Below are 21,136 nucleotides of genomic sequence, written 5' to 3'. Positions count from 1 at the left end.
ACCAACGTAACAGCGCAATCCCTCGCATCTTGAACCCCACGTTGTACCCCTTGCGGTTTGTCCCCCCAACCCGACGATGCGGGGTGCGGGTAGGGCGGGCCGGTGGGGGCCGGGCTTGGCCGGGCGCTACCGATCATGCGGCGTCAGTTGACTACCCGTCGCGGTAGCGCCGGGCCATGCCCTGCGCCGTCAGTTGACCGGGGTGAACAGCAGGTCCTGGAAGTCGAAGCTGAAATCGGTCAGGTCGGAGATCGGCTGCATGCGCACCTCGCGCACCTTGCCATCCGGGTCGAGACTGATGTTCACGAAGGCATCGGCATTGAGCGAACGGTCGTCCCAGCGCACGATGAAGGTGTCGTGCTGCCAGTGCTCCAGCCGGCCGCTCAGCTGCGCGGTCTTCATGAAGCGCAGGCGCAGCCCCTTGCCTTCCGTGCTGATCTGCATGTCGCCATACCAGCGGTCGCGGAAGGTGCCGGTGTAACCGGCCAGCGGCAGCGAGGGAGTGCTGCCCCTGACACGCGCTGCCTGGTGCTTGGCCCAGGCCTCATCGGCCTTGTCCTGGCCCTTGGCCACGGCCTTGGCATAGGCGTCCACCCAGTCGTGCTTCTCCGCACCCAGATAGGCATCGAGCACGCTCAGCGTGATCGCGTTGAACGCGGCGCCCACTTCCTGGTTGGTCAGCACCACGACCCCCAGCTTCTCGCCCGGCACCAGCGTCAGCCGCGAGACCATGCCCGGCCAGCCACCGGTGTGCCAGACCAGCTTCTGCCCGCGGTAATCGCTCAGGCTCCAGCCTTCGCCGTAACCGGCGAAGTTCGGCCGCGCCGGTGCCAGCTCCGGCACGCTCGGCGCCGGAATCGACTGCGGCGTGATCATGCGCCACATCTGCTGCTGGCTCTTCGCGGTGAACAGCGGGCTGCCATCGGCCAGCGCGCCCTCGGCCAGCTGCACCTGCATCCAGCGCGCCATGTCGTGCGCGCTGGAATAGATGCCGCCGGCCCCGGCATTGTTCGACCAGGTCAGCGGTGCGACGGTGCGCAGATCCTTGAAATCGTACTTGGCGTGTCCGACGGCCGCCTTGTCGCCGGGCCGCAGGTGGTCGGCGTTGTAGCGCGTGCCCGCCATGCCCACCTTGTCGAAGATGCGGGTCTGCAGGAACTGCTGGTAGCTCATGCCGGAAACGTGCTCGATCACCTGCTGGGCGACGGCGTACAGGATGTTGTCGTAGGCATAGCTCTCGCGGAATCCCCCTTTCAACGGCACCTTGCCCAGCCGCTCCACCACTTCGGCATTGCTGTAGGCGGTGGCCGGCCAGAACAGCAGGTCGCCCGCGCCCAGGCTGAGGCCGCTGCGATGCGAGAGCAGGTCACGGATCGTCATCTGCCCGGTCACGAACGGATCGGACATGCGGAACGACGGCAGGTGGTCAATCACCTTGTCGTCCATCTTCAGCTTGCCGTCCTCGGCCAGCAGGTTCAGCGAGGTGGCGGTGAACGCTTTGGTATTGGAGGCGATCGCGAACAGGGTATCGGCCTGCACAGGATCCGGCCTGCCCTGCTCACGCACGCCCCAGCCGCGTTCCAGCACCACCTTGCCGTCCTTGACCACGGCAACGGCGATGCCCGGCACGTCGAACTGCGCACGCACGCGCTCGACGGTCGCATCCAGATCCTGCAGCTGCGGGGGCGTTGCAGCATTCGCCATGGTCGTGCAGGCCAGCAGCACGGCTCCTCCAATCCAGGTATTCATCCAGAACCATCTCCGAGCAGGGGTCGCGGCCATGTGCAGGCCATCACCGGGGTTTCGCGGGATGGTAACGGTCGCCGGCGCATCGTGCCCTGTGCCATAGGAGGGGTGCCATGGACGAGAACGGCCGATCAAGCAGTGGATCCACCATCATTCCATGCCTGCGCTACCGCGACGCGCTGGCGGCGATCGACTGGCTGCAGCGCGCGTTCGGCTTCCAGGCGCAGGCGGTGTACGCCGATGGCGACGTGGTGTTCCACGCGCAGCTGGTGTTCGGGCACGGCATGATCATGCTGGGTTCGACCAGCAACGACAGCGCGTGGTCGAAGCTGGCGGTGATGCCTGACGAAACAGGGGGCCGCCAGACCCAGAGCGCCTGCGTGATCGTCAGCGACGCCGACGCGCACTATGCGCGGGCCAAGGCGGCCGGCGCGCGCATCGTGATCGACATTGCCGACCAGGCGTATGGCGGCCGTGGCTACGCCTGTGCCGATCCGGAAGGCTACGTGTGGTGGTTCGGCAGCTACGATCCCTGGCGCGCGGACCACCGCCAGTGACCGCGCCGGCACCCGCCCCCATCCGCTGCGGCATCGGCGGCTGGGTGTTCCCGGAATGGCGCGGCGGCATGTTCTATCCGCCCGGCCTGCCGCAGCGGGAGGAACTGGCGCACGCCAGCCGTGCCCTGCGCTGCATCGAGATCAACGGCACCTTCTATCGCACCCCGACCCCGGCCCAGTGCGCGCAGTGGGCGTCGCAGACTCCGGCCGGCTTCCGCTTCTCCCTGAAGGCACCCCGCTATCTGGTGCAGCGTCGCGACCTGTCCGGCACCGTCGAGGCCGCCGCGCCGTTCCTGCAGGCAGCGATCGCCCTGGGCGACCGCCTCGGGCCGCTGCTGTGGCAGTTCGATCCCCGCCATCCTGCCGATGCCGGGGCACTGGACGCGCTGATGGCCCAGCTGCCGAAGCAGCTCGATGGCGTGGCGCTGCAGCACGCTGTTGAAATCCGCAATCCGCAGGTGCACAGCGCATCCCTGGTCACTGCCGCGCGCAGGCACGGGGTGGCGTTGGTCATCGAAGACAGCGACGAAGCCCCGCTGCACGGCGACGTCACCGCCAGCTTCGTCTACGCGCGCATCAAGCGCAGCCAGGCCCGTCTGCTGCAGGGGCTGCCTGCCGCCACGCAGCAGCGCTGGGCCGAACGCGCCCGGCGCTGGGCCGTCGGCGAGCCGGTCGACGACCTGCCATGCCTTGCCGGATCCGCTCCATCGACGCCACGAGAGGTGTACCTGCTCTGCATCGGTGCCGGCAAGGCACGCAATCCGGCCGCGGCGATGGCCCTGCAGCGGCGGCTGGACGACCTGCTCGGGTCTCAGGGGCGGTAAACGCGGCCAGGATCGAGCTGCCGACGCCCAGCGGTCACCGCCTTGCCGCACAATAGGCGGATGAGCACGCCCGACACCCGCAAAGCACTTTGGCAGATCCACTTCTGTGTCCTGTTGTGGGGCGTCACGGCCATCCTGGGCAAGCTGATCACCTTGCCGGCGCTGCCGCTGGTGTGGTGGCGCATGCTGCTGGTGACGGCGATGCTGGCACTGCTGCCACGGGTGTGGCGCGGCCTGCGCACGCTGCCGTTGCGGGTGGTGGCCGGATACGCCGGCATCGGTGCGCTGGTTGCCCTGCACTGGCTGACGTTCTATGGTGCGGTGAAACTGGCCAATGCCTCGGTGGCGGCGACCTGCATCGCGCTGGCACCGGTGTTCACCTCGATCATCGAGCCGTGGGTGGCCAAGCGTCCGTTCCAGCTGCGCGAACTGGCCTTCGGATTGGCAGTTCTGCCGGGCGTGGCGCTGGTGGTGGGGGGCGTGCCGGATGGCATGCGGCTGGGGGTTCTGGTTGGCGCGCTGTCTGCACTGCTGGTGGCGGTGTTCGGCTCGCTCAACAAGCGCATGGTCAGCCACGCCGATCCGTTGACGGTGACTGCGCTTGAACTGGGGGCCGGCACCCTGACCCTGACCTTGCTTGCGCCGCTGATGCCCTACCTGCTGCCGGCCCTGGCCAGCCCGCTGTGGGTGGTGCCGGACCTGCACGACGGCATCCTGCTGCTGGTACTGGCGGGCATCTGCACCCTGCTGCCGTTCGCCCTCGCCCTGGTCGCGCTGCGCCACCTCAGCGCCTACACCGTGCAGCTGGTGACCAACCTGGAACCGGTGTATGCGGTGCTGCTGGCGGTATTGCTGCTGCGCGAGCAGCACGAAGTCACTCCCTGGTTCTACCTGGGCGTGGCGATCATCGTCGGTGCGGTCTTCCTGCATCCGCTGCTGAACCGCCGCAAGCCATTGCAGCACCCGGAAATCCTCGGCACCGCGGAGGCCCGCAACATCGCCGATTGAGCGGGCACGTCACCGCCGCGGCCAGTGCCATGCCGGCGCGTCCAGCAGGCCCTGCCCGCTCAGCAGCGTGCGGCCGTGTTCCTTGTGCAGATGCACGGAATGGCAGGCGGGCGCCTGCTCCAGGGCGGCGATCAGGCGGCTGGCGTGCGACACCACCCACACCTGGCTGCGTGAACTGGCCGCCACGATCAGCCGCGCCAACGCAGGCAGCAGGTCAGGATGCAGGCTGGTTTCCGGTTCGTTGAGCACCATCAGCGGCGGCGGCCGCGGCGTATGCAGGGCAGCAGCCAGCAGCAGGAAACGCAGCGTGCCGTCGGACAGTTCGGCCATCGACAGCGGTCGCAGCAGGCCGGGCTGGTGAAACCGCAGCACCATCCGTCCATCCAGCACCTCGAATCCCACCGAAGCCCCGGGAAAGGCATCGTCCACCGTGCGAGCCAGCGCGACCGGGTCACCGTTTTCCAGGATGGTCACCCACGCTGCGGCCAGATCGCGGCCATCGTGGTGCAGCACCGGGGTACGCGTGGCCATCGCCGGCTGCCGTGCCGGGGCATCGGCATCGCTGCGGAAGTGATCGTAGAAGCGCCAGCGCCGGATGTACTCGCGCAGGGCGAAGGTCTCCGGCATGCGCTGCGGATCAGCTACCTGGGTGAACAGGCTGTCGAACAGCGACAACCGGTCGTCCAGCACATCCCAGCCACGTGCATGGCGCTGCCGCACCATCCCGCCCCGGCGATCCACCAGCTGACTGGCTGTGCGCAGGAAGGGACCGGCCCAGATTGCTTCGGCCTTGATCTGCGGGTCCAGGGCGAATGCCGACAGGCTGGGCGGCGGGTAACCGAGGTCGATGGCGTAGCCGTAGTCATCGGTGGTGAAACCCAGTCTGAGGCCTACCGGCTCCTGTCGCGGCCCTCCCTGCAGCGGAATCTCGCCTGCAGCTAGCCGGCGATCGATCCTGCCGGGCCCTGCCCACAGCGCCGAGCCCAGCCCACCCTCGCGCGCCAGCGCTGAGGCCACCCCGCCCTGGGCGGTTTCAGCCAGCAGGCGCAGCGCCCGATACAGGCTGGACTTGCCGCTGCCGTTGTCGCCGGTGATCACGTTCAGCTGCTGCAACGGCAGCACCAGCGTATGCAGCGAGCGATAATTGGCGACGGCCAGGGTCTGCAGCATGGTGGTCATCCTTGGAAACAGGGCAACCATGGTGACCCCGGGCGTTCGCACCCGCTGCGACCCGGCGCCATGCAGCGATGGGGCCGCCGGTTGCGGACGGCCGGCTCAGTCCGCGAACTCCACGCGGTTGCGTCCGTTGCCCTTGGCCCGGTACAGCGCCGCGTCGGCACGAGCCAGGGTCTGGTCGACACTGTCGCCGGCGCGATGCATGGCCACGCCGATGCTGACCGTGACCGGAAAGCCGAGCGGCAGGTTGCCCACGGCCATACGCAGGAACTCACACTGCACGCCTGCCGCGTGGAGATCCGTGTCCGGCATCACCGCCACGAATTCCTCGCCGCCATACCGCGCCGCCGTTCCGCCGCCGGCGAAATGCCCGCGCAGCAATGCCCCCAGTTCGGCCAGCACACGGTCACCGGTCGCATGCCCGTGGAAATCATTGATGCTCTTGAAGTGGTCGATGTCCAGCAATGCCACGCAAACCTGTCGTGGCTGGCCATCGGCATCGGCGAGGGACTCTTCCAGCGCGATCGCCATCGCCCGCCGGTTCGGAAGCCCGGTCAGTGCATCGGTACGGCTCTGTTCGGCCAGATCCGCGTTCTGTGCCAGCAGCACATCGTGATACTCGGACAACAGGCGTTCGTAGTCATCGCGTTCCAGCATGTGCTTCTGGATGTCCAGTGCAAAGCGGCGCAGCTCCATCACCAGCATCACCTGCCGTGACAGCGCACTGAGTGCCTCGGCCTTGGCCCGTTCCAGATGCTGCGGGCGCGCATCGAACACGCACAGCGTCCCGAGCGGCAGTCCGTCGGAACTGATCAGCGGTGCGCCGGCGTAGAAGCGGATGTGCGGATCGCCCACCACCACCGGATTGTCATGGAAGCGCACGTCCTGCAGTGCGTCCTCGACCACCATTACCTCCTGCGGCTGCAGGATCGCATGGCCGCACATCGATTCGCTGCGCAGGGTCTCGGTGGCATCGATGCCCTGGATCGACTTGAACCATTGCCGCTCAACGTCGATCAGCGTGACGGCCGCCATCGACGTGCCGCAGACCGCCTTGGCGATCACCACCAGATCGTCGAACGATCTCTCGCGTTCCGAATCAAGGATGCGGTAGCGGTACAGCGCTTCCAGGCGAAGCGCTTCATTGGCGGGCTTGTCGGGCTTGATCATGCAGCGTCATGTTCCGGCAGGTCTCGGCGGAGTCTATCCGATGCGCGGCCGGGCCGACGTCCGACCGCTGTCGTTCACCAGTCCTGCTGCTGCGGCAGCAGGCCGTGCAGTTCCTGCTCGGTCAGGTTGCGCCATTGGCCCGGCTTCAGCGCACCGATCTTGATGTTGTCGATGCGGACGCGGCGCAGCTGGGTGACGCGGTAACCGAACTCCGCCGCCATCAGGCGGATCTGCCGGTTCAGGCCCTGCTCCAGGGTGATGCGGAACCCGAATTTGGCGATGCGCGAGGTGCGGCAAGGCAGGGTCATCTGGTTGTGGATGCGCACACCACGGGCCATGCCGCGCAGGAACTCGTCGGTGACCGGCTTGTTCACCGCCACCAGATACTCCTTCTGGTGGCCATTCTCGGCACGCAGGATCTGGTTGACGATGTCGCCATTGCTGGTCATCAGGATCAGTCCTTCCGACTCCTTGTCCAGGCGGCCGATCGGGAAGATGCGCTGCTCGTGGCCGACGAAGTCGACGATGTTGCCCTTCACCGAGCTTTCGGTGGTGCAGGTGACGCCGACCGGCTTGTTCAGCGCGATGTAGACGTGGCGGCGCGCCCCCGGCTTGCGTGCGGTACGGGCACGCAGCGGCTGGCCGTCGACCAGCACCTGGTCGCCCTCGCCGACCACGGCACCGGTGCCGGCCGGATGGCCGTTGACGGTGACCCGGCGGGCGGCGATCAGGCGGTCGGCCTCGCGACGGGAGCAGAAGCCGGTATCGGCGATATGTTTGTTGAGTCGGGTGGTCATCGCCCTATTATCCGGCATCGCCGCCCTGTCAGGTTCATGCTGGTGCGGGTGGATCCAGTTCTTCGCCGTCGAACACCCGGTTACGGCCCGCGCGCTTGGCCACGTACATGGCATGGTCGGCCCGGCGCAGCAGCGCGGCCAGGTCGTCCTCGCCCGGCCGCCACTGGGCCAGGCCGATGCTGGCGGTCACCTCCAGCCCCGGCACCTGCAGGGCCTGGCAGGCCTCGGTGATGCGCTGGCGCAGGCGATCCAGCCGCGCCGCCGCCGCCTCGCGCGGCATCCCCGGCATCAGCAGCAGGAACTCCTCGCCGCCCATCCGCACCACCTGGTCCTGGCTGCGCACGGCGGCCCGCAGCGCACGGGCCACGGCGACCAGTACCTGGTCACCCACCTCATGCCCGTGGCGGTCGTTGATGTCCTTGAACAGATCAATGTCGAGGAAGCCGATCACCATCGGGCCACGCTCACGATCCACCCGTTCCAGATGATGGCCGAGCTCCCGCAGACCGGCGCGGCGGTTGGGCAGCCCGGTCAGGCCGTCGGTCTCGGCCAGCTGGCGCATCTCGTCACGCTGCTGGCGCAGGCGTCCCAGCCGCAGGTTCAGGGCGTAGGCCGCCATCATCAGCAGCCAGGTGATCGCCAGCTGCAGCGCCTCCACCCGGTACTCCAGCAGCCACTCCGCAGCGCAGGCGTCGGCGCCGATCAGCACCAGCATCGGCGCCAGCGCCGCCAATCCAGCCAGTGCCCAGCGGTCGCCACGCCACCGCGCCCCTATCCCCATCAGCAGGGAGACGCCGCAGCCGGCCAGGTAGGTCACCTGCAGCCCCTGCGCGACCCATCCGAGCTGATCCCAGCGCAGCCACGGCACCAGCGCGGCTACGCCCAGCAGGGCGCACAGGACCATCTGCTGGAGCAGGCGTGACTTCGGCCACAACCGGTCGCCACCGTTCAGCCACCACAGGGCAGGCAGCACCAGTGCCTGGCTCGCTGCCGTCAGCGCCAGCAGCCACCAGGCGCCACGCGTGCCGACCGGCAGCCACGGCTCCGGATAGCCGCTGAGGCCTCCGAGGATGGCCTGCCACAGCACCAGCACGCCGGTACCCGCGATGTACACCAGGAAGCTGCGATCACGGGTGGTCAGATAGGCCATCAGCGCCGACAGCGCCAAGGCCAGCGCCACCGCGATGCAGGCCGCGCGGACCAGCAGCCGCGCAGTGTCGTTCTGCTGCACCGGGCTGGGTGCGCCGAGCCGTAGCGTCGGTACCCAACGATCCTTCAGCGGCGTCTGCCACGAGACCAGGAATGGCTCGTGACTGCCGGCCGGCGGCACCGCAACCAGGCCCACGCCGGCACGGAAACGCGAGTCGCGGGTACGCGCATCATGCATGTCGCCGCAGATCTCGCGGTCGCCGTGCCGTACCTGGACCTCGCCCGCGAACACATTGAACACATCCAGCGCCTGGGGTTCGCCCGACCAGCCCGCCGGCGGCGCCGGCACCCGCACCTGCTGGCGTGGTCCGGCCAGCATCTGCGCGGTACAGGCGCGATGCGGCGTAGGCTCGGCGGTGGCAACGCCCACCAGCAGGTAGTCGGGACCGTGCATCGCCGCACCGGCCTGCGCAGGCCACGGCATTGCCAACCACACCAGCAGCACGACCAGCACCACCCCAGTTCCGTACTGCCACTGCCTGACGACCACGCCACATCCTGTTCTGCTTACGCCCGCGCCCACTGCGCGTCGCCCCTGGCGTGCATTATCGCAGCCGTCCGTGGCATGCAGGTGTAGACAATCGTCGCGGACCAGCGTTCAGCCTGCGGCCGGCGGGCCCTTCACCGCCTTCAGCCTGACCGGCCGCAGGTCGGTCAGGGTCATCCGCTCCAGTGGCTGCGGCCGCTCGATCGCATAGCCCTGCAGCCCCTGCACGCCCAGCCGGGTCAGTGCCCCTGCCACTTCGCTGCTCTCCACCCACTCGGCCACGACCTCCATCTGCAGTTCGCGGCCCAGTTCGGTGATCGCGCGCACGGTCGCATGGCTGACCGGATCGACATCCATGTCGCGCACGAATGCACCGTCGATCTTCAGCATGTCGGCCGGCAGCTGGCGCAGGTAACCGAACGAGGACAGACCCGATCCGAAATCGTCCAGCGCCAGCCGGCAGCCACGCGCCTTCACCGCATCGATGAACGCCCGCGCCTGGCTCAGATTGCTGATCGCGGCCGTCTCGGTGATCTCGAAGCAGAGCTTGGACGCCAGTACGCGGTTGCGCTCCAGCAGGTCGCAGACGAAAGCCAGGAAGCTGGGTTCGGCGATCGACTGTGCGGACACGTTGACGTTGCACAGGCCGAGCTGGCGCACATGCGCCGGGCACACCTGCAGGTGCCGGAACAGCAGGCCGAGCACATGCCGGTCCAGTGTCACCGCCATGCCGTAGCGCTCCACCGCCGGCATGAACTGGCCGGGCAGATGCAGCGTACCGTCGCTGTCGCGCATGCGCACCAGCACCTCGTAGTGCAGATAGCCCGGGTCACCCACCCGGGCGATGCGCTGCGCGTACAGCAGCATGCGGTTCTCGGCCATCGCCCGGCTCACGCCCTGCAGGCGCTCGGCCTCCAGGCGCCGTTCGTCCAGCGCCATGCGGTCCTCGTTGAAACAGTGCACGCGGTTGCGACCGGCCTGCTTGGCTGCGTAACAGGCACTGTCGGCTGCGCTCATCAGCCAGTTGACATCAGGGGCCTCCTGGCTGACCTCGACCACGCCGATGCTGCAGCTCAGCTGCAGGCTGCCTTCGCTGATCGGGAATGTGGCCTGGCCAAGATTGCGGATCACCCGCTGCAGCACGCGCTTGGCCTCATCCTGGCCCGCATGGGCCAGGAACACCGCGAATTCGTCGGCACCCAACCGGCCAACCCAGTCGCCCTCGCGCACGGCGGCGACCAGATAGTCGGCGAAACCGCGCAGCATCTGGTCGCCAGCGGCATGGCCGAAGCTGTCATTGACCAGCTTGAAATGGTCCAGGTTGATGTAGCACAACGCATGCGTGCCCCCCTCGCTGCGCACCTGCAGCAGTGCACGCTCGAGCAGGCGCTCGATCTCGCGCCGGTTGATAAGGCCCGTCAGCGGATCGTGGCTGGCGTGGTGTTCGATCTCGCGGGCCAGCGCATGGTTCTGGCTGACATCCTCGACAATCGCGAACACCGACAGCCCGCCACCGGTGTTGCGCACGCCGGTACCGCTCCAGCGCCCCCATACCAGGCTGCCGTCGCGACGGCGGAAGCGCAGCTCGCTCGGCCGCAGCTGCCGCTCCCAGTCGATCCGGCCAACACCGTCGATGACCAGCTCTCCTTCCATCAGCAGGTCACCCAGCGACATCTGCAACAGTGCGTCACGGCGATGGTCGAGGATGTCCGCCATCGCCTGGTTGGCTTCCAGCACCCGGCCGCCGGCATCAAGCTTCAGCATGCCGACATTGGCCTGGTAGAAGGCTGCGCGGAAGCGGCTTTCATGCTCCGTCAGATCCTTGCCGACCCGTCGCGCCAGGGCGACGGCCATCAGGCTGATCGCCAGCACCGACAGGCCGCCGACAACCAGGGTCGCCATCCTTACAGCGGCAGCCATCCGCAGCAGCGCCTGCGAAAACGCCTGCGCCTGCACCTGCAGCCGCCGGTCGAGATCACGGAGCTGCTGCAGGTACCGGTCGCGCGCGGCGACCGGCAGTGGACCGTCGGCATGACGATGCTGCAGTTCATCGACCAGCCGGTGCACGGCCATCAGGTCGCCGTCGGTCGCCCGCCAGAGGGCGGTCGCTTCACGGAAGGCGCCGAGGTCACGGGCGTGACGGAATGAAAAGATCAGCCGCGGCACATCGGCACGCGCGTTGCCGCCCTGCAGGAAGCCCTGTCGGGCACGCTCGATATCCGGTCTCGGCTGCTCCAGCGCCAGGCGTCCCTGCAGGTCCCCCATCGGCACGCGCAGGGCCTGGCGGGCGTCTTCCAGATCGCGGGCATCCCCCCGCGCCAGGTAGCGGCTGAGAGCGGCCGTGGCGTCCTGCTGGCCACGCGACCAGTAGCCCTGGCCGGCGATCCACGCCGTCGAAGCCGCCTGCAGTTCCTGGATCAGCGCCGACAATGCGACCAGCCCGATCGCCATGCCCGTCAACAGCGCAAACCTCAGCCCCAGCCCACGGGACATGGGTACCCGGCGGCTGTGAATATCCGTGCCACTCCTACCCATCCCGGATCCCCCCGAATGTGCTGCGGTGACAACCTCCCTTCGAACCGGCCCAGCCTATGACCCTGAATGTGTGGGCGGTGCGAAACCGGGGTCCACAAACGAGCAACGCCAGCCCGAGGGCTGGCGTTGTCGATCACGGCAGGTCTGGCTCAGTAGCTGCGCGGGCCGCGCGGCTTGAAGCCATCACGACGCGGCGGACGGCCGTCACGGTCGCCGCCCGGACCACCCGGGCCACCACGACGCGGGCCACCCGGGCCACCCGGACCCCGCTTGTCGAAGCGCGGCTTGAACGGACGCGGTGCCGGATTGATCTCTTCACCGGCGGCCAGCGGACGCATCTGCAGCTGCTGGCCGGACACCCACACCTTCTGCAGGTGGGTCAGCACGTCCTGCGGCATCTGCGCCGGCAGGTCCAGCAGCGAGAAGTCGTCGTGGATGTCGATGCGGCCGATGTAACGGCTTTCCAGGCCGGCTTCGTTGGCGATGGCGCCGACGATGTTCGCCGGCTTCACGCCATGCTGGTGACCGACCGAAATGCGGTAGGTCTCCATGCCCTGCTCCGGCGCACCGCGCGGCGGAACTTCACGGCGCGGACGCTGCTCGAAACCCCCTTCGGCGTCGTCACGGCGGGGACCACGCTCGAAGCGCGGGCCACGTTCGTTGCGGTCGAAGCGATCGCCACGCTCCGGACGGTCGCCCCGGTCGAAGCGCTCGCGCGGCGCACGCTCTTCCCGCGGGGCACGCACCGGCGGCTGCAGCAGGAACGGGGTGTCGCCCTGCAGCATCTTCGCCAGCGCGGCAGCAATTTCGATGGCCGGCACGTTCTGCTCGTTCTCGAAGCGCTCCAGCAGCTGGCGGTAGAAGTCCAGGCCGCCGGCGCCGAGCGTTTCGCTGATGCGCGAGGTGAACTTGTTGATGCGGGTATCGTTGACCGCTTCCACGCTCGGCAGCTGCATCTCTTCGATCGGCTGGCGGGTGGCGCGCTCGATCTGGCGCAGCATGCCCTTCTCGCGCGGGGTCGCGAACAGGATCGCCTCGCCGCTGCGGCCGGCACGACCGGTACGGCCGATGCGGTGCACGTAGCTTTCGGTGTCGTACGGAATGTCGTAGTTCAGCACGTGGCTGATGCGCTCGACGTCCAGGCCGCGGGCGGCAACGTCGGTGGCCACCAGGATGTCCAGCTTGCCTTCCTTCAGCATGGCGATGGTGCGCTCACGCTGGGCCTGCTGCATGTCGCCATTGATGGCGGCAGCGGCCAGGCCCCGGGCCTGCAGCTTGCTGGCCAGTTCTTCGGTACCGGCCTTGGTACGCGCGAAGATGATCATCGCGTCGAACGGCTCGACTTCCAGGATGCGGGTCAGCGCGTCCAGCTTGTGCATGCCGCTCACCCACCAGTAGCGCTGGCGGATGTTGGCCGAGGTGGTGGTCTTGGCCGCGATGGTGACCTCGACCGGGTCCTGCAGGTAGGTCTGCGCGATGCGGCGGATCTGCGGCGGCATGGTGGCCGAGAACAGGGCCACCTGGCGCTGCTCCGGCAGCTTCTTCAGCACGGCTTCGACGTCGTCGATGAAGCCCATGCGCAGCATTTCATCGGCTTCGTCCAGCACCAGGGTCTTCAGCTCGGACAGGTCCAGGGTGCTGCGGTCCAGATGGTCGATCACGCGGCCGGGGGTACCGACCACGATGTGCACGCCGCGGCGCAGGGCCGACAGCTGCTGGCCATACGGCTGGCCGCCGTACACCGGCAGCACGCGGAAGCCCGGGATCTTCGACGAATAGGACTGGAACGCTTCAGCGACCTGGATGGCCAGTTCGCGGGTCGGCGCAAGGACCAGCGCCTGGGGCTTGATCTGCTGCAGGTCGATGTTGGACAGTACGGGCAGTGCGAAAGCGGCGGTCTTGCCGGTACCGGTCTGCGCCTGGCCCAGCACGTCGCGGCCTTCCAGCATCGCCGGGATGGTGGCGGCCTGGATCGGCGACGGGGTTTCGTAGCCGATGGCGGTGACCGCCTGCATCACGGGCTCGGACAGGCCGAGCTGCGCGAACTGCAGCTGCGCTTGGGAATCTTGGGACATGGGGAACTCCGAAGACACTGCCGTCTTCCTGGCAGTGCGATAAAAAAGGTGATGGTCCGCGCTTTGGGCGCCCTTCTTATCGCGTGCCCTGGCGCTGCTCGGTCGGAGGAGATTTCACTCGCTCAGAGCGGAATGATACCGCATTGATCCTGAACGAGGCGTACAGTTTTCCCTTCGCGTGCCGTCAGGCCCCGTGCTGGCGCACAATACGCGCCCTCTTCCCGGCCCGGCCGCTGGCCTGCGCCCCTTCCCAGGAACCCCCGCTCCATGCAGATTCTCGAATTCGACCTCGACGGTGACTACGTCGAACTCAAGCAGCTGCTCAAGCTGGCCGACCTGGTCACCAGTGGCGGCGAGGCCAAGATGGTCATCAGCGAGGGCCAGGTACGGGTCGACGGCGAAGTTGAACTGCGCAAGGCCTGCAAGATCCGCGCAGGCCAGGTGGTCGAATTCGCCGACAGCCAGATCCGGGTGCTGGGGGCCGGCTGATCTGACCCTGTTCAGGCCACGCGCTGGGTCAGGTGCGAGGCGATCAGCTGCCTGAACGGTGCCACGCCCTGGGCGACACGCAGGCCCGCTGCCCGCAGCAGCCGCGCCGGGCGCCGATCATCGGTGTACAGGCTGGCGATCGCATTGGTCGCCTCGTACAGCGGTCGCGCCGCCATCCGATGGCCACGCTGGTAGCCGGCCAGCATGCCGGCCGCGGCGATGTCCGCACCGCGGCGCTGCTGGCCGGCGATGCCCCGCGCCAGGCGCTGGGCACTGGCCAGGCCCAGGTTGAAGCCATGGGCGGTGACCGGGTGCATGCCCACCGCGGCATCGCCGATCAGCGCCGAGCGCTCGCCTGCGAAATGGTGTGCATAGACACCCACCAACGGATAGGCCTGCGGCGTGGCGACCGGCTGCATGCCCCCCAGCCGATGCTCGAAGAAGCCGCTGACGGCCTCACCGAAGGCTACCTCATCCATCGCCAGCAGATCCTCGATCCGACGCGGGGGCAGCGTGATCACCGCAGATGCCTGGCCTTCATTGAGCGGCAGCAGCGCCATCGTACGACCATAGCCGAACCATTCCCACGCGGTGTGGTGATGGTCGCGTTCGACGTACATGCGGCACACCAGCATCGACTTGCCGAAGTCGCGCATCTGCGCACCGATGCCGAGCATGCGCCGGGTTGCGGAGAAGCGGCTGTCCGCGGCCACCAGCAACCGCGCATGCAGCCTGCTGCCGTCATCCAGCGCGACCACATGGCCCTGCGCATCGGCCTGCACGCCCTGCACCTTGCGCCCGTCGAACAGCTCCAGGCCGTCCTGGCGCTGCACCGCGTCCCACGCCGCACGGCGGATCAGATGATTGGGCACCAGCCAACCCAGCGGCTGACCATCGACCTGGCTGCTGGCGAAGGTCAGTGCGAACGGCGAGCCGCCGTTCATCACCTTGGCATCGCGCAGTTCGGAAATCTCGGCCTCCGGCAGCCGTGCCCACAGCCCCAGCTGCTCCAGGCTCTGCCGCGACGCGTGGGTCAGCGCGATCTCGCGGCCGTCGAACGCCGCTTCGGCGAGCGCCTGGCGTGGCTGCGCTTCGATCAGCCCGATCTGCAGCCCGCTGCCGGCCAGCGCGCGTGCGAAGCACAGTCCTGCCGGCCCCGCGCCGACCACCACCACATCCATCCTGCGCATGCGCGGCTCCCGCCATCGATCCAGTCGCAGCCAGCATAGCGCCGCAAAGCTGACCGGCCTTGATCTGGATCAGGCCCGGCTCACAGCAATGCGAACACCAGCGCCAGGATCGACAGCAGCGACACCAGCCACACCAGGCTGCGCACGTAGGGCACACCTGCGGCGTACAGCGGCAGGTAGACCACCCGTGCCCAGAAGTACGCCTGCGCGGCCAGTGCCGTGGTCTCGCTGCTGCGACCGGCCACCACCACCGCGATCGCGGCGGCGGCGAAGAACGGGAACGTCTCAAGGAAGTTGGACTGGGCCCGTTGCAGCCGCCCTGCCAGCGGGCTGAGTGGCCGGCCCTGTTCGTCGCGTGCCGACGCGTTCCACTTCATGCCCCGCTCGCGGGTCACCACCGTGGAGGTGGCGAAGATGTAGACAAACCCCAGCAGCGTCGACCACGCCAGCAGTGTCAGTTCGGCCGCCATGCTGTTCTCCTTCAGGGTCCGGGTGCGCGCAGGCTGTAACCGGCCAGGCGCCAGACCTGGTCCTCATCGAAGCGGAACGAGACCAGTTCGCGCACGGGCTGCGCACTGTTGGCGAAGCGGGTCGGGAAGCTGACATTGATGTACAGGCCTTCGGGCACGACGGCGCCGGCCGCGTACTTCACCCGGGTAATGGACGGTTGGCCGCGACCACTCAAGGCCCCCAGACGGGTGCGATCGGCGGTCAGCTGGCTGATGAAGGCCGGCTTGGTCACCGCGCGCCGCGCTACGGCTGATGCGCCATCCCACAACTCGCCCGCGCGGTTGGCGTCGACCATCTGCGCGGCCCTCAGTGCGGCCGCCCCCATCTCCGCGTCCTGCTTCTGCACCTGCGCCTGCTGTGCCGGGCTGAGGGCCGGTGCGGGCGGCCGTGCCGCTGTCGCCGGTGGCGCGGCGGCCGGCGCACTCGGCGCCGGGCGCGCCGGCGCCGGAGCCGGCGTGGCGGGCGCGGGCACCTGGGCGAATGCAGCAAGCGGCAACAGGGACAGCAGCAGGAGCGCGCGCTTCATGGACACCACCGGTTCATCGGAAGGAACCGCAGTCTACGCCAGCCGGGTGAGGCGTTTGTCAGCGCAGCGGCACGCTGCCCTGGGTTGCTTCGGCATCGGCCTGTGAGGCCTGGGTCTCCGTCTCCACTGCCGGCTGTTCCGCCACCGGAACCTGCGGCGGAGGAGACGGTGGCAGCGTGGCCACGTCGATCTCCGACAGCGGGCTCTCCTCGGGGCAGACCGGATCGGGGAAACCGAACCGCTGCTTGAGCGACTGGCCGCAGCTGTTGATCGATTCCATGTCTGCACCGTCGCGCTTGCACTGCTGGTCGAAGGCGATCAGGAACGCGTCCTTGCGCTGCACGAAATCGTCGCCACACGCGCGCATCTGCTTGATCCGTTCCAGGTCGTCCTGCACCGCATTGGTGCCATCCAGGCCGAACTGCCGCAGTTCCTCGGGGGTCAGCAGGCGCAGGCTGCGGTTGGGCACGGTCATCATCAGATCAGCAACGCCGACCGCCACACCGTTGCGCTGCAGATAATCCTTCACGTTGTCGTAGACCTCGTGCAGCTCGCGGTTGAGCTCGGCGCGCGAGGTCGCCTTGGAGCTGATGCGCATCATGCGGTGGATGCCGACCTTGCCGGTCAGCAGGCGATTGTCGCCGGCCGCGAGCACGAACACGCAGGCGCTGTGGCAGATCGATCCTTCGCGCACCCAGATGGTCCAACCCGATTCGCCGATGCTGTCGCCGGCAATGATCGCCGATTCGACCTGGCCACCACTGGAGTCGAGATCGAGGATGCGCTTGTGGATCTCCAGCGCGTCGGCCACCACGGCCAGGCGCCACATCATTTCGGCGAACCCGGGATTGATCTTGCCGTTGTAGCGCACCCGCAACAGGCCCCGTTCGGCACACGGCTGCAGCGCCTGGCTGATCTGCTCACGCTGCAGCCCTTCCAGCTCCACGCCGTCGCCGCCTTCGGCCGCGTAATCGGTGCTGCAGCTGACCCAGGCCCGGCCGTTCTCCAGCTGCGCCTGCGGCCACGGCCGATCAGCGCGGCTGCGCGGCGGGGACGGCGGTGGTGGGGCGTCGGCGGCATTGATCGACACCATGTTGTCGCCATCACTGGCCGGTGCCCGTGCCGCCTTGTCAGCCGCGGTCACGTTGCCCGGATTCTCCAACTGGCTGCAGCCCGCAAAGGCCAGACACAACAGGGGCAACCAGCGGATCAAGGCGGACATCGGGCAACCGGATTTCGCAGGAACAAGGATCACAGTCTACCTGCCCGGCGCGCGCATTCAGCACGTGGCACTGAACCGGTTCTGACCCCGGATCGCGACCCGCTGCATCCATGTCCGAATCCGGCGAGTATCCGCCACATGAGCGGCCTAGACTGGCCGCATGAACACCGCCCTCGTCCTCGACACCGCTGCCTGCGACCGTGCCCGCCTCGCCCGTGACGCGCGCTTTGATGGCGTGTTCTTCACCGCCGTGCGCAGCACCGGCATCTACTGTCGGCCGGTCTGCCCGGCGCCGCCGCCGAAGCCGCGCAACATCACCTATTTCCCGAGCGCGGCCGCAGCCACTGCCGCCGGTTACCGGCCCTGCCTGCGCTGCCGTCCCGAACTGGCGCCGCAGGCACAGCAGGCGCTGGCCGGCCAGGCCGTGCAGCGGGCGCTGGCGTTGATCCACGGCGGCTTCCTGCAGGAGCAGCCGGTTGCCGGCCTGGCTGCGAAGATCGGCCTCAGCGCACGCCAGCTGCAGCGCCTGTTCGTGGAGCACCTGGGCGCCACGCCCGGCCAGATCCACGCCACCCACCGCCTGCTGCTGGCCAAGCAGCTGCTGACCGAAACCACCCTGCCGGTCACCGACGTTGCGCTCGCGGCGGGCTACAACAGCCTGCGCCGCTTCAACACCGCCTTCCTGCAGGGCTGCGGGATGGCGCCGACCACGCTGCGCCGCCAACACGTCCCGCTGGCCGCCGATGACGGTGGCCTGGTGCTGCGCCTGGGCTACCGGCCTCCGCTGGATTTTCCGCGCATGCTGGCGTTCCTGCGCAAGCGCAGCCTGCCGGGCATCGAACTGATCGGCGACGACAGCTACCAGCGCGTGCTCGGCACGCCTGAACGCCCCACCCTGCTGCGGGTGACGGCTGATCCGAAGCGGCCGGAACTGCGCCTGCAGTTGGGTGCGGTCGATCCGCGGCTGATACCGGACATCGTGCGACGCGTGCGGCGGGTATTCGATCTCGATGCCGACCTGCAGCAGGTGCATGCCGCGCTCGGTGAAGAGCCGCTGCTGGCGCGCGGCATCGCCGAACGCCCTGGCCTGCGCGTGCCGGGCGGCTGGGATGGCTTCGAGGTGGCGGTGCGTGCCGTGCTCGGCCAGCAGGTCAGCGTCGCGGCGGCGACCACCTTCGCGCGCCGTCTGGTCGACGCGCATGGCGCGCACCTGCCGGGCATGCCGACGGAGTTCGACCGCCAGTTCCCCTCTCCCGCCGTACTGGCGGACGCCCCTCTGGAATCGATCGGTCTGCCACGCAGCCGCGCCGCCACCGTGCGCGCACTGGCCGCAGCCTGCGTCAATGGCCAGCTCGACTTCGGGCCCGGCCAGGCACTGGAGGAATTCGTCGCCCGCTGCGTGGCACTGCCCGGCATCGGCCCGTGGACGGCGCAGTACATCGCCCTGCGCGGCCTGGGCCAGCCCGACGCGTTTCCGGCAGGTGACCTGGTGCTGCAGCAGGTGCTCGGCCATGCCCAGGGGCAGCGCCTGAGCGAACGCGCCACCGAAGCGCGATCCCAGCCCTGGCGCCCCTGGCGCTCGTATGCGGTGCTGCATCTGTGGCATCTGTCCGGCACGTTCGTTGGAGAACAGACATGACGTTGTTGTTCGACCGTTTTGACAGCCCGATCGGCGAGCTCACCATCGCCGGTGACGAACGTGGCCTGGCCCACGTGCTGTTTCCTGAAAACCGCCACCCCGCGCGCGGACGCAGCGACTGGCACAATGCGCCCGGCGCGTTTCCCGAGGCCCGCGAACAGCTGCTGCAGTACCTGCATGGCGAACGCAGCACATTCGATCTGCTGCTGGCACCGCGCGGCACCCCGTTCCAGCTGCGCGTGTGGCACGCCCTGGCGTTGATACCGTTCGGCCAGACCTGGAGCTACCTGCAGTTGGCGCAGCACCTGGGCCAGCCCAGCGCGACGCGCGCGGTCGGCGCCGCCAACGGCCGCAATCCCCTGCCGATCATCCTGCCCTGCCATCGCGTGATCGGCAGCAACGGAGCGCTGACCGGTTTCGGCGGCGGGCTGGAGACCAAGGCAGCACTGCTGCGGCTTGAGCAACGCCAGGTACCGCTGTTCGCCTGATGGGAGATCGGGGTCAGATCCCTTTTCCCGCGGGAAAGGGATCTGACCGCGGACGGTCCTGGCGCGCCGTGTCTTGGGCGCGTCATTACCTCGCACTATGATGGGCGGATGACTTCCGTACGCCTGACCTGCGCGCTGGCGCTGCTGCTGCCGTTGGCCGCCTGCACCACCGCACCCGCCCCGACCGCCACCGTCTCCACGCCTGCGGCAACGGCCGCACCGCCGAAGCTGCTGCTGATCTCCATCGATGGCCTGCGTGCCGACGCGCTGGACCGCGGGCTGACTCCGAACCTGCAGCGGATGATCGACAGCGGCGTGCGCGCACGCTGGATGACGCCCTCCTATCCCTCGCTGACCTTCCCCAACCACTACACCATCGTGACCGGTCTGCGCCCTGACCATCACGGCATCATCCACAATGCGATGGACGACGCATCGCTGGGCAGTTTCGCGCTGAGCAACCGCGAGGCGGTCACCCGCAGCGACTGGTGGGGCGGCGAGCCGATCTGGGTCAGCGCGGAGAGAGCCGGCGTGCGTTCCGCGACCTGGTCCTGGCCGGGCAGCGAAGCGGAGATCAAGGGCGTGCGCCCCAGCCAGTGGCTGGCGTATAACGACAAGGAACCGTTCGAGCAACGTGTGCAGACCGTACTGGGCTGGCTGGCACGCAGCGATGCCGAGGCGCCGCGCCTGGCCACGCTGTACATGGAACACGTCGACAAGGCCGGGCATCACCATGGGCCGCAGTCGCAGCAGTACACGGCAGCCATCGTGCGGGCCGACCAGGTTGTCGGCCAGGTGCTCGACGGACTGCAGCAGCGTGGCCTGACAGCCACCACCAATGTGATCGTGGTTTCCGATCACGGCATGGCCGCGGTGGGCGAAGGCCAGGTGATCGCCACCGAGTCGATGGTGGACCCGGCCATCGCACGCAACGTCAGCCAGGGCCAGTCGGTCGGCTTCGCGCCGGTCGCGGGGCGTGAAGCCGAGGCCGAACGTGCCCTGCTCGGCCGCCATGCCCACTACGAATGCTGGAAGAAGGAGAACCTGCCTGCGCGCTGGCATTACGGCACGCATCCACGCATACCCGCCATCGTCTGCCAGATGGATGAAGGCTGGGACGCGCTGACCCGGGACTGGATCGCCAGGCGCGATCGTCGCGACGGCGGCTCGCACGGCTACGATCCGGCGCTGCCGTCGATGCGTGCGGTGTTCGTGGCGAGCGGCCCGTCGTTCCGTCAAGGGCTGCTGATCGACGGCTTCGACAACGTCGATGTCTATCCGCTGCTGGCGCACCTGCTGCAGGTTCCAGCCGCGCCGAACGACGGCAATGCCGAGACACTGAAGCAGACGCTGCGTTGATCGGGCGTCTCCGCCGGGCATGGCCCGGCGCTACCACGGCAATGGGGCGTCGGAAGTCTCCGCCCGGGGGGAGGCGCCCCCCCCCCCCGCGCAAGAGGGGGGGGGCCGCGCGCGCCCCCCCCCCCCCCC

18 protein-coding genes are annotated in these 21,136 nt (G+C 68.4%); 7 read left to right on the top strand and 11 right to left on the bottom strand.

The annotated features are described in order from the left end of the window. Positions 1-189: 189 nt before the first annotated feature. Positions 190-1,749 carry a serine hydrolase gene (locus ACVOME_RS17185; RefSeq protein ID WP_065174683.1) on the bottom strand — a complete coding sequence of 520 codons (1,560 nt, stop codon included), beginning with the start codon at positions 1,747-1,749 and terminating at the stop codon, positions 190-192. A gap of 110 nt (positions 1,750-1,859) precedes the next feature. Between ACVOME_RS17185 and ACVOME_RS17180 the strand changes: the two genes are divergently transcribed. From ACVOME_RS17180 to ACVOME_RS17170, 3 genes are all read left to right on the top strand, one after another. Then, positions 1,860-2,303 carry a VOC family protein gene (locus ACVOME_RS17180; RefSeq protein ID WP_128990037.1) on the top strand — a complete coding sequence of 148 codons (444 nt, stop codon included), beginning with the start codon at positions 1,860-1,862 and terminating at the stop codon, positions 2,301-2,303. A gap of 68 nt (positions 2,304-2,371) precedes the next feature. After that, complete coding sequence (locus tag ACVOME_RS17175) at positions 2,372-3,127, top strand: DUF72 domain-containing protein (RefSeq protein ID WP_258391145.1); 756 nt, start codon at positions 2,372-2,374, stop codon at positions 3,125-3,127. 60 nt (positions 3,128-3,187) lie between these two features. Next, positions 3,188-4,135 carry a DMT family transporter gene (locus ACVOME_RS17170; RefSeq protein WP_065174680.1) on the top strand — a complete coding sequence of 316 codons (948 nt, stop codon included), beginning with the start codon at positions 3,188-3,190 and terminating at the stop codon, positions 4,133-4,135. 9 nt (positions 4,136-4,144) lie between these two features. Here ACVOME_RS17170 and ACVOME_RS17165 read toward each other — a convergent pair whose 3' ends face one another. The 6 genes from ACVOME_RS17165 to ACVOME_RS17140 form a co-directional block, all read right to left on the bottom strand. Next, the gene (locus tag ACVOME_RS17165; RefSeq protein WP_481505323.1) at positions 4,145-5,305 is read right to left on the bottom strand and encodes an AAA family ATPase; all 1,161 of its coding nucleotides are present in this window, start codon (positions 5,303-5,305) and stop codon (positions 4,145-4,147) included. A gap of 105 nt (positions 5,306-5,410) precedes the next feature. Beyond that, positions 5,411-6,481: a sensor domain-containing diguanylate cyclase gene (locus ACVOME_RS17160; protein ID WP_180875681.1), complete on the bottom strand. Its 1,071-nt coding sequence runs from the start codon at positions 6,479-6,481 to the stop codon at positions 5,411-5,413. Between the two features lie 74 nt (positions 6,482-6,555). Further along, entirely contained in the window at positions 6,556-7,278 is a 723-nt protein-coding gene (locus tag ACVOME_RS17155) for a pseudouridine synthase (RefSeq protein WP_053518769.1), read from the bottom strand. Positions 7,279-7,312: 34 nt separating this feature from the next. Next, positions 7,313-8,911: a sensor domain-containing diguanylate cyclase gene (locus ACVOME_RS17150; protein WP_080375311.1), complete on the bottom strand. Its 1,599-nt coding sequence runs from the start codon at positions 8,909-8,911 to the stop codon at positions 7,313-7,315. Between the two features lie 174 nt (positions 8,912-9,085). Then, a complete protein-coding gene (locus ACVOME_RS17145; protein ID WP_065174677.1) occupies positions 9,086-11,509 on the bottom strand; it encodes a putative bifunctional diguanylate cyclase/phosphodiesterase in 2,424 nt (807 codons plus the stop codon). A 149-nt stretch (positions 11,510-11,658) separates the two neighbouring features. Then, entirely contained in the window at positions 11,659-13,584 is a 1,926-nt protein-coding gene (locus ACVOME_RS17140; protein ID WP_197572449.1) for a DEAD/DEAH box helicase, read from the bottom strand. A gap of 267 nt (positions 13,585-13,851) precedes the next feature. Between ACVOME_RS17140 and ACVOME_RS17135 the strand changes: the two genes are divergently transcribed. Then, positions 13,852-14,073: an RNA-binding S4 domain-containing protein gene (locus ACVOME_RS17135; RefSeq protein ID WP_262219275.1), complete on the top strand. Its 222-nt coding sequence runs from the start codon at positions 13,852-13,854 to the stop codon at positions 14,071-14,073. An 11-nt stretch (positions 14,074-14,084) separates the two neighbouring features. Here the strand turns inward: ACVOME_RS17135 and ubiM are convergent, their stop codons facing one another. From ubiM to ACVOME_RS17115, 4 genes are all read right to left on the bottom strand, one after another. Beyond that, positions 14,085-15,263 (bottom strand): 5-demethoxyubiquinol-8 5-hydroxylase UbiM, encoded by a 1,179-nt coding sequence (gene ubiM, locus ACVOME_RS17130; protein ID WP_262219274.1) that lies wholly within the window; start codon positions 15,261-15,263, stop codon positions 14,085-14,087. Between the two features lie 80 nt (positions 15,264-15,343). Further along, complete coding sequence (locus tag ACVOME_RS17125) at positions 15,344-15,733, bottom strand: MAPEG family protein (protein ID WP_262219273.1); 390 nt, start codon at positions 15,731-15,733, stop codon at positions 15,344-15,346. An 11-nt stretch (positions 15,734-15,744) separates the two neighbouring features. Beyond that, on the bottom strand, positions 15,745-16,299 hold the full coding sequence (locus ACVOME_RS17120; RefSeq protein WP_065174673.1) for a DUF4019 domain-containing protein: 555 nt from the start codon (positions 16,297-16,299) through the stop codon (positions 15,745-15,747). Between the two features lie 58 nt (positions 16,300-16,357). After that, complete coding sequence (locus ACVOME_RS17115) at positions 16,358-17,521, bottom strand: COG3904 family protein (RefSeq protein ID WP_111185819.1); 1,164 nt, start codon at positions 17,519-17,521, stop codon at positions 16,358-16,360. Positions 17,522-17,681: 160 nt separating this feature from the next. Here ACVOME_RS17115 and ACVOME_RS17110 point away from each other — a divergent pair, with 160 nt between their 5' ends. From ACVOME_RS17110 to ACVOME_RS17100, 3 genes are all read left to right on the top strand, one after another. Further along, a complete protein-coding gene (locus tag ACVOME_RS17110; protein WP_481505322.1) occupies positions 17,682-19,160 on the top strand; it encodes a DNA-3-methyladenine glycosylase 2 family protein in 1,479 nt (492 codons plus the stop codon). Continuing rightward, on the top strand, positions 19,157-19,648 hold the full coding sequence (locus ACVOME_RS17105) for a methylated-DNA--[protein]-cysteine S-methyltransferase (RefSeq protein ID WP_253118996.1): 492 nt from the start codon (positions 19,157-19,159) through the stop codon (positions 19,646-19,648). The genes ACVOME_RS17110 and ACVOME_RS17105 overlap by 4 nt, the downstream gene beginning before the upstream one ends. Positions 19,649-19,756: 108 nt before the next feature. Beyond that, positions 19,757-21,007 (top strand): alkaline phosphatase family protein, encoded by a 1,251-nt coding sequence (locus ACVOME_RS17100; RefSeq protein ID WP_481505321.1) that lies wholly within the window; start codon positions 19,757-19,759, stop codon positions 21,005-21,007. Positions 21,008-21,136: the final 129 nt, after the last annotated feature.

This window comes from Stenotrophomonas sp. STEN008, assembly GCF_056760435.1.
The sequence above is the reverse complement of the archived record's forward strand: the minus strand, read 5'-3'. Positions and strand labels throughout refer to the sequence as shown.

Excerpts from the sequence above, each read along its gene's own strand:
- ACVOME_RS17105 (WP_253118996.1), top strand. The coding sequence starts at position 19,157 with ATGACGTTGTTGTTCGACCGTTTTGACAGCCCGATCGGCGAGCTCACC.
- ACVOME_RS17110 (WP_481505322.1), top strand. The coding sequence starts at position 17,682 with ATGAACACCGCCCTCGTCCTCGACACCGCTGCCTGCGACCGTGCCCGC.
- ACVOME_RS17115 (WP_111185819.1), bottom strand. The coding sequence starts at position 17,521 with ATGTCCGCCTTGATCCGCTGGTTGCCCCTGTTGTGTCTGGCCTTTGCG.
- ACVOME_RS17135 (WP_262219275.1), top strand. The coding sequence starts at position 13,852 with ATGCAGATTCTCGAATTCGACCTCGACGGTGACTACGTCGAACTCAAG.
- ACVOME_RS17160 (WP_180875681.1), bottom strand. The coding sequence starts at position 6,481 with ATGATCAAGCCCGACAAGCCCGCCAATGAAGCGCTTCGCCTGGAAGCG.
- ACVOME_RS17170 (WP_065174680.1), top strand. The coding sequence starts at position 3,188 with ATGAGCACGCCCGACACCCGCAAAGCACTTTGGCAGATCCACTTCTGT.
- ACVOME_RS17185 (WP_065174683.1), bottom strand. The coding sequence starts at position 1,749 with ATGAATACCTGGATTGGAGGAGCCGTGCTGCTGGCCTGCACGACCATG.
- ACVOME_RS17155 (WP_053518769.1), bottom strand. The coding sequence starts at position 7,278 with ATGACCACCCGACTCAACAAACATATCGCCGATACCGGCTTCTGCTCC.
- ACVOME_RS17100 (WP_481505321.1), top strand. The coding sequence starts at position 19,757 with ATGACTTCCGTACGCCTGACCTGCGCGCTGGCGCTGCTGCTGCCGTTG.
- ACVOME_RS17165 (WP_481505323.1), bottom strand. The coding sequence starts at position 5,305 with ATGCTGCAGACCCTGGCCGTCGCCAATTATCGCTCGCTGCATACGCTG.
- ACVOME_RS17175 (WP_258391145.1), top strand. The coding sequence starts at position 2,372 with ATGTTCTATCCGCCCGGCCTGCCGCAGCGGGAGGAACTGGCGCACGCC.
- ACVOME_RS17150 (WP_080375311.1), bottom strand. The coding sequence starts at position 8,911 with ATGCCGTGGCCTGCGCAGGCCGGTGCGGCGATGCACGGTCCCGACTAC.
- ACVOME_RS17120 (WP_065174673.1), bottom strand. The coding sequence starts at position 16,299 with ATGAAGCGCGCGCTCCTGCTGCTGTCCCTGTTGCCGCTTGCTGCATTC.
- ACVOME_RS17180 (WP_128990037.1), top strand. The coding sequence starts at position 1,860 with ATGGACGAGAACGGCCGATCAAGCAGTGGATCCACCATCATTCCATGC.
- ubiM (WP_262219274.1), bottom strand. The coding sequence starts at position 15,263 with ATGCGCAGGATGGATGTGGTGGTGGTCGGCGCGGGGCCGGCAGGACTG.
- ACVOME_RS17140 (WP_197572449.1), bottom strand. The coding sequence starts at position 13,584 with ATGTCCCAAGATTCCCAAGCGCAGCTGCAGTTCGCGCAGCTCGGCCTG.
- ACVOME_RS17145 (WP_065174677.1), bottom strand. The coding sequence starts at position 11,509 with ATGGGTAGGAGTGGCACGGATATTCACAGCCGCCGGGTACCCATGTCC.
- ACVOME_RS17125 (WP_262219273.1), bottom strand. The coding sequence starts at position 15,733 with ATGGCGGCCGAACTGACACTGCTGGCGTGGTCGACGCTGCTGGGGTTT.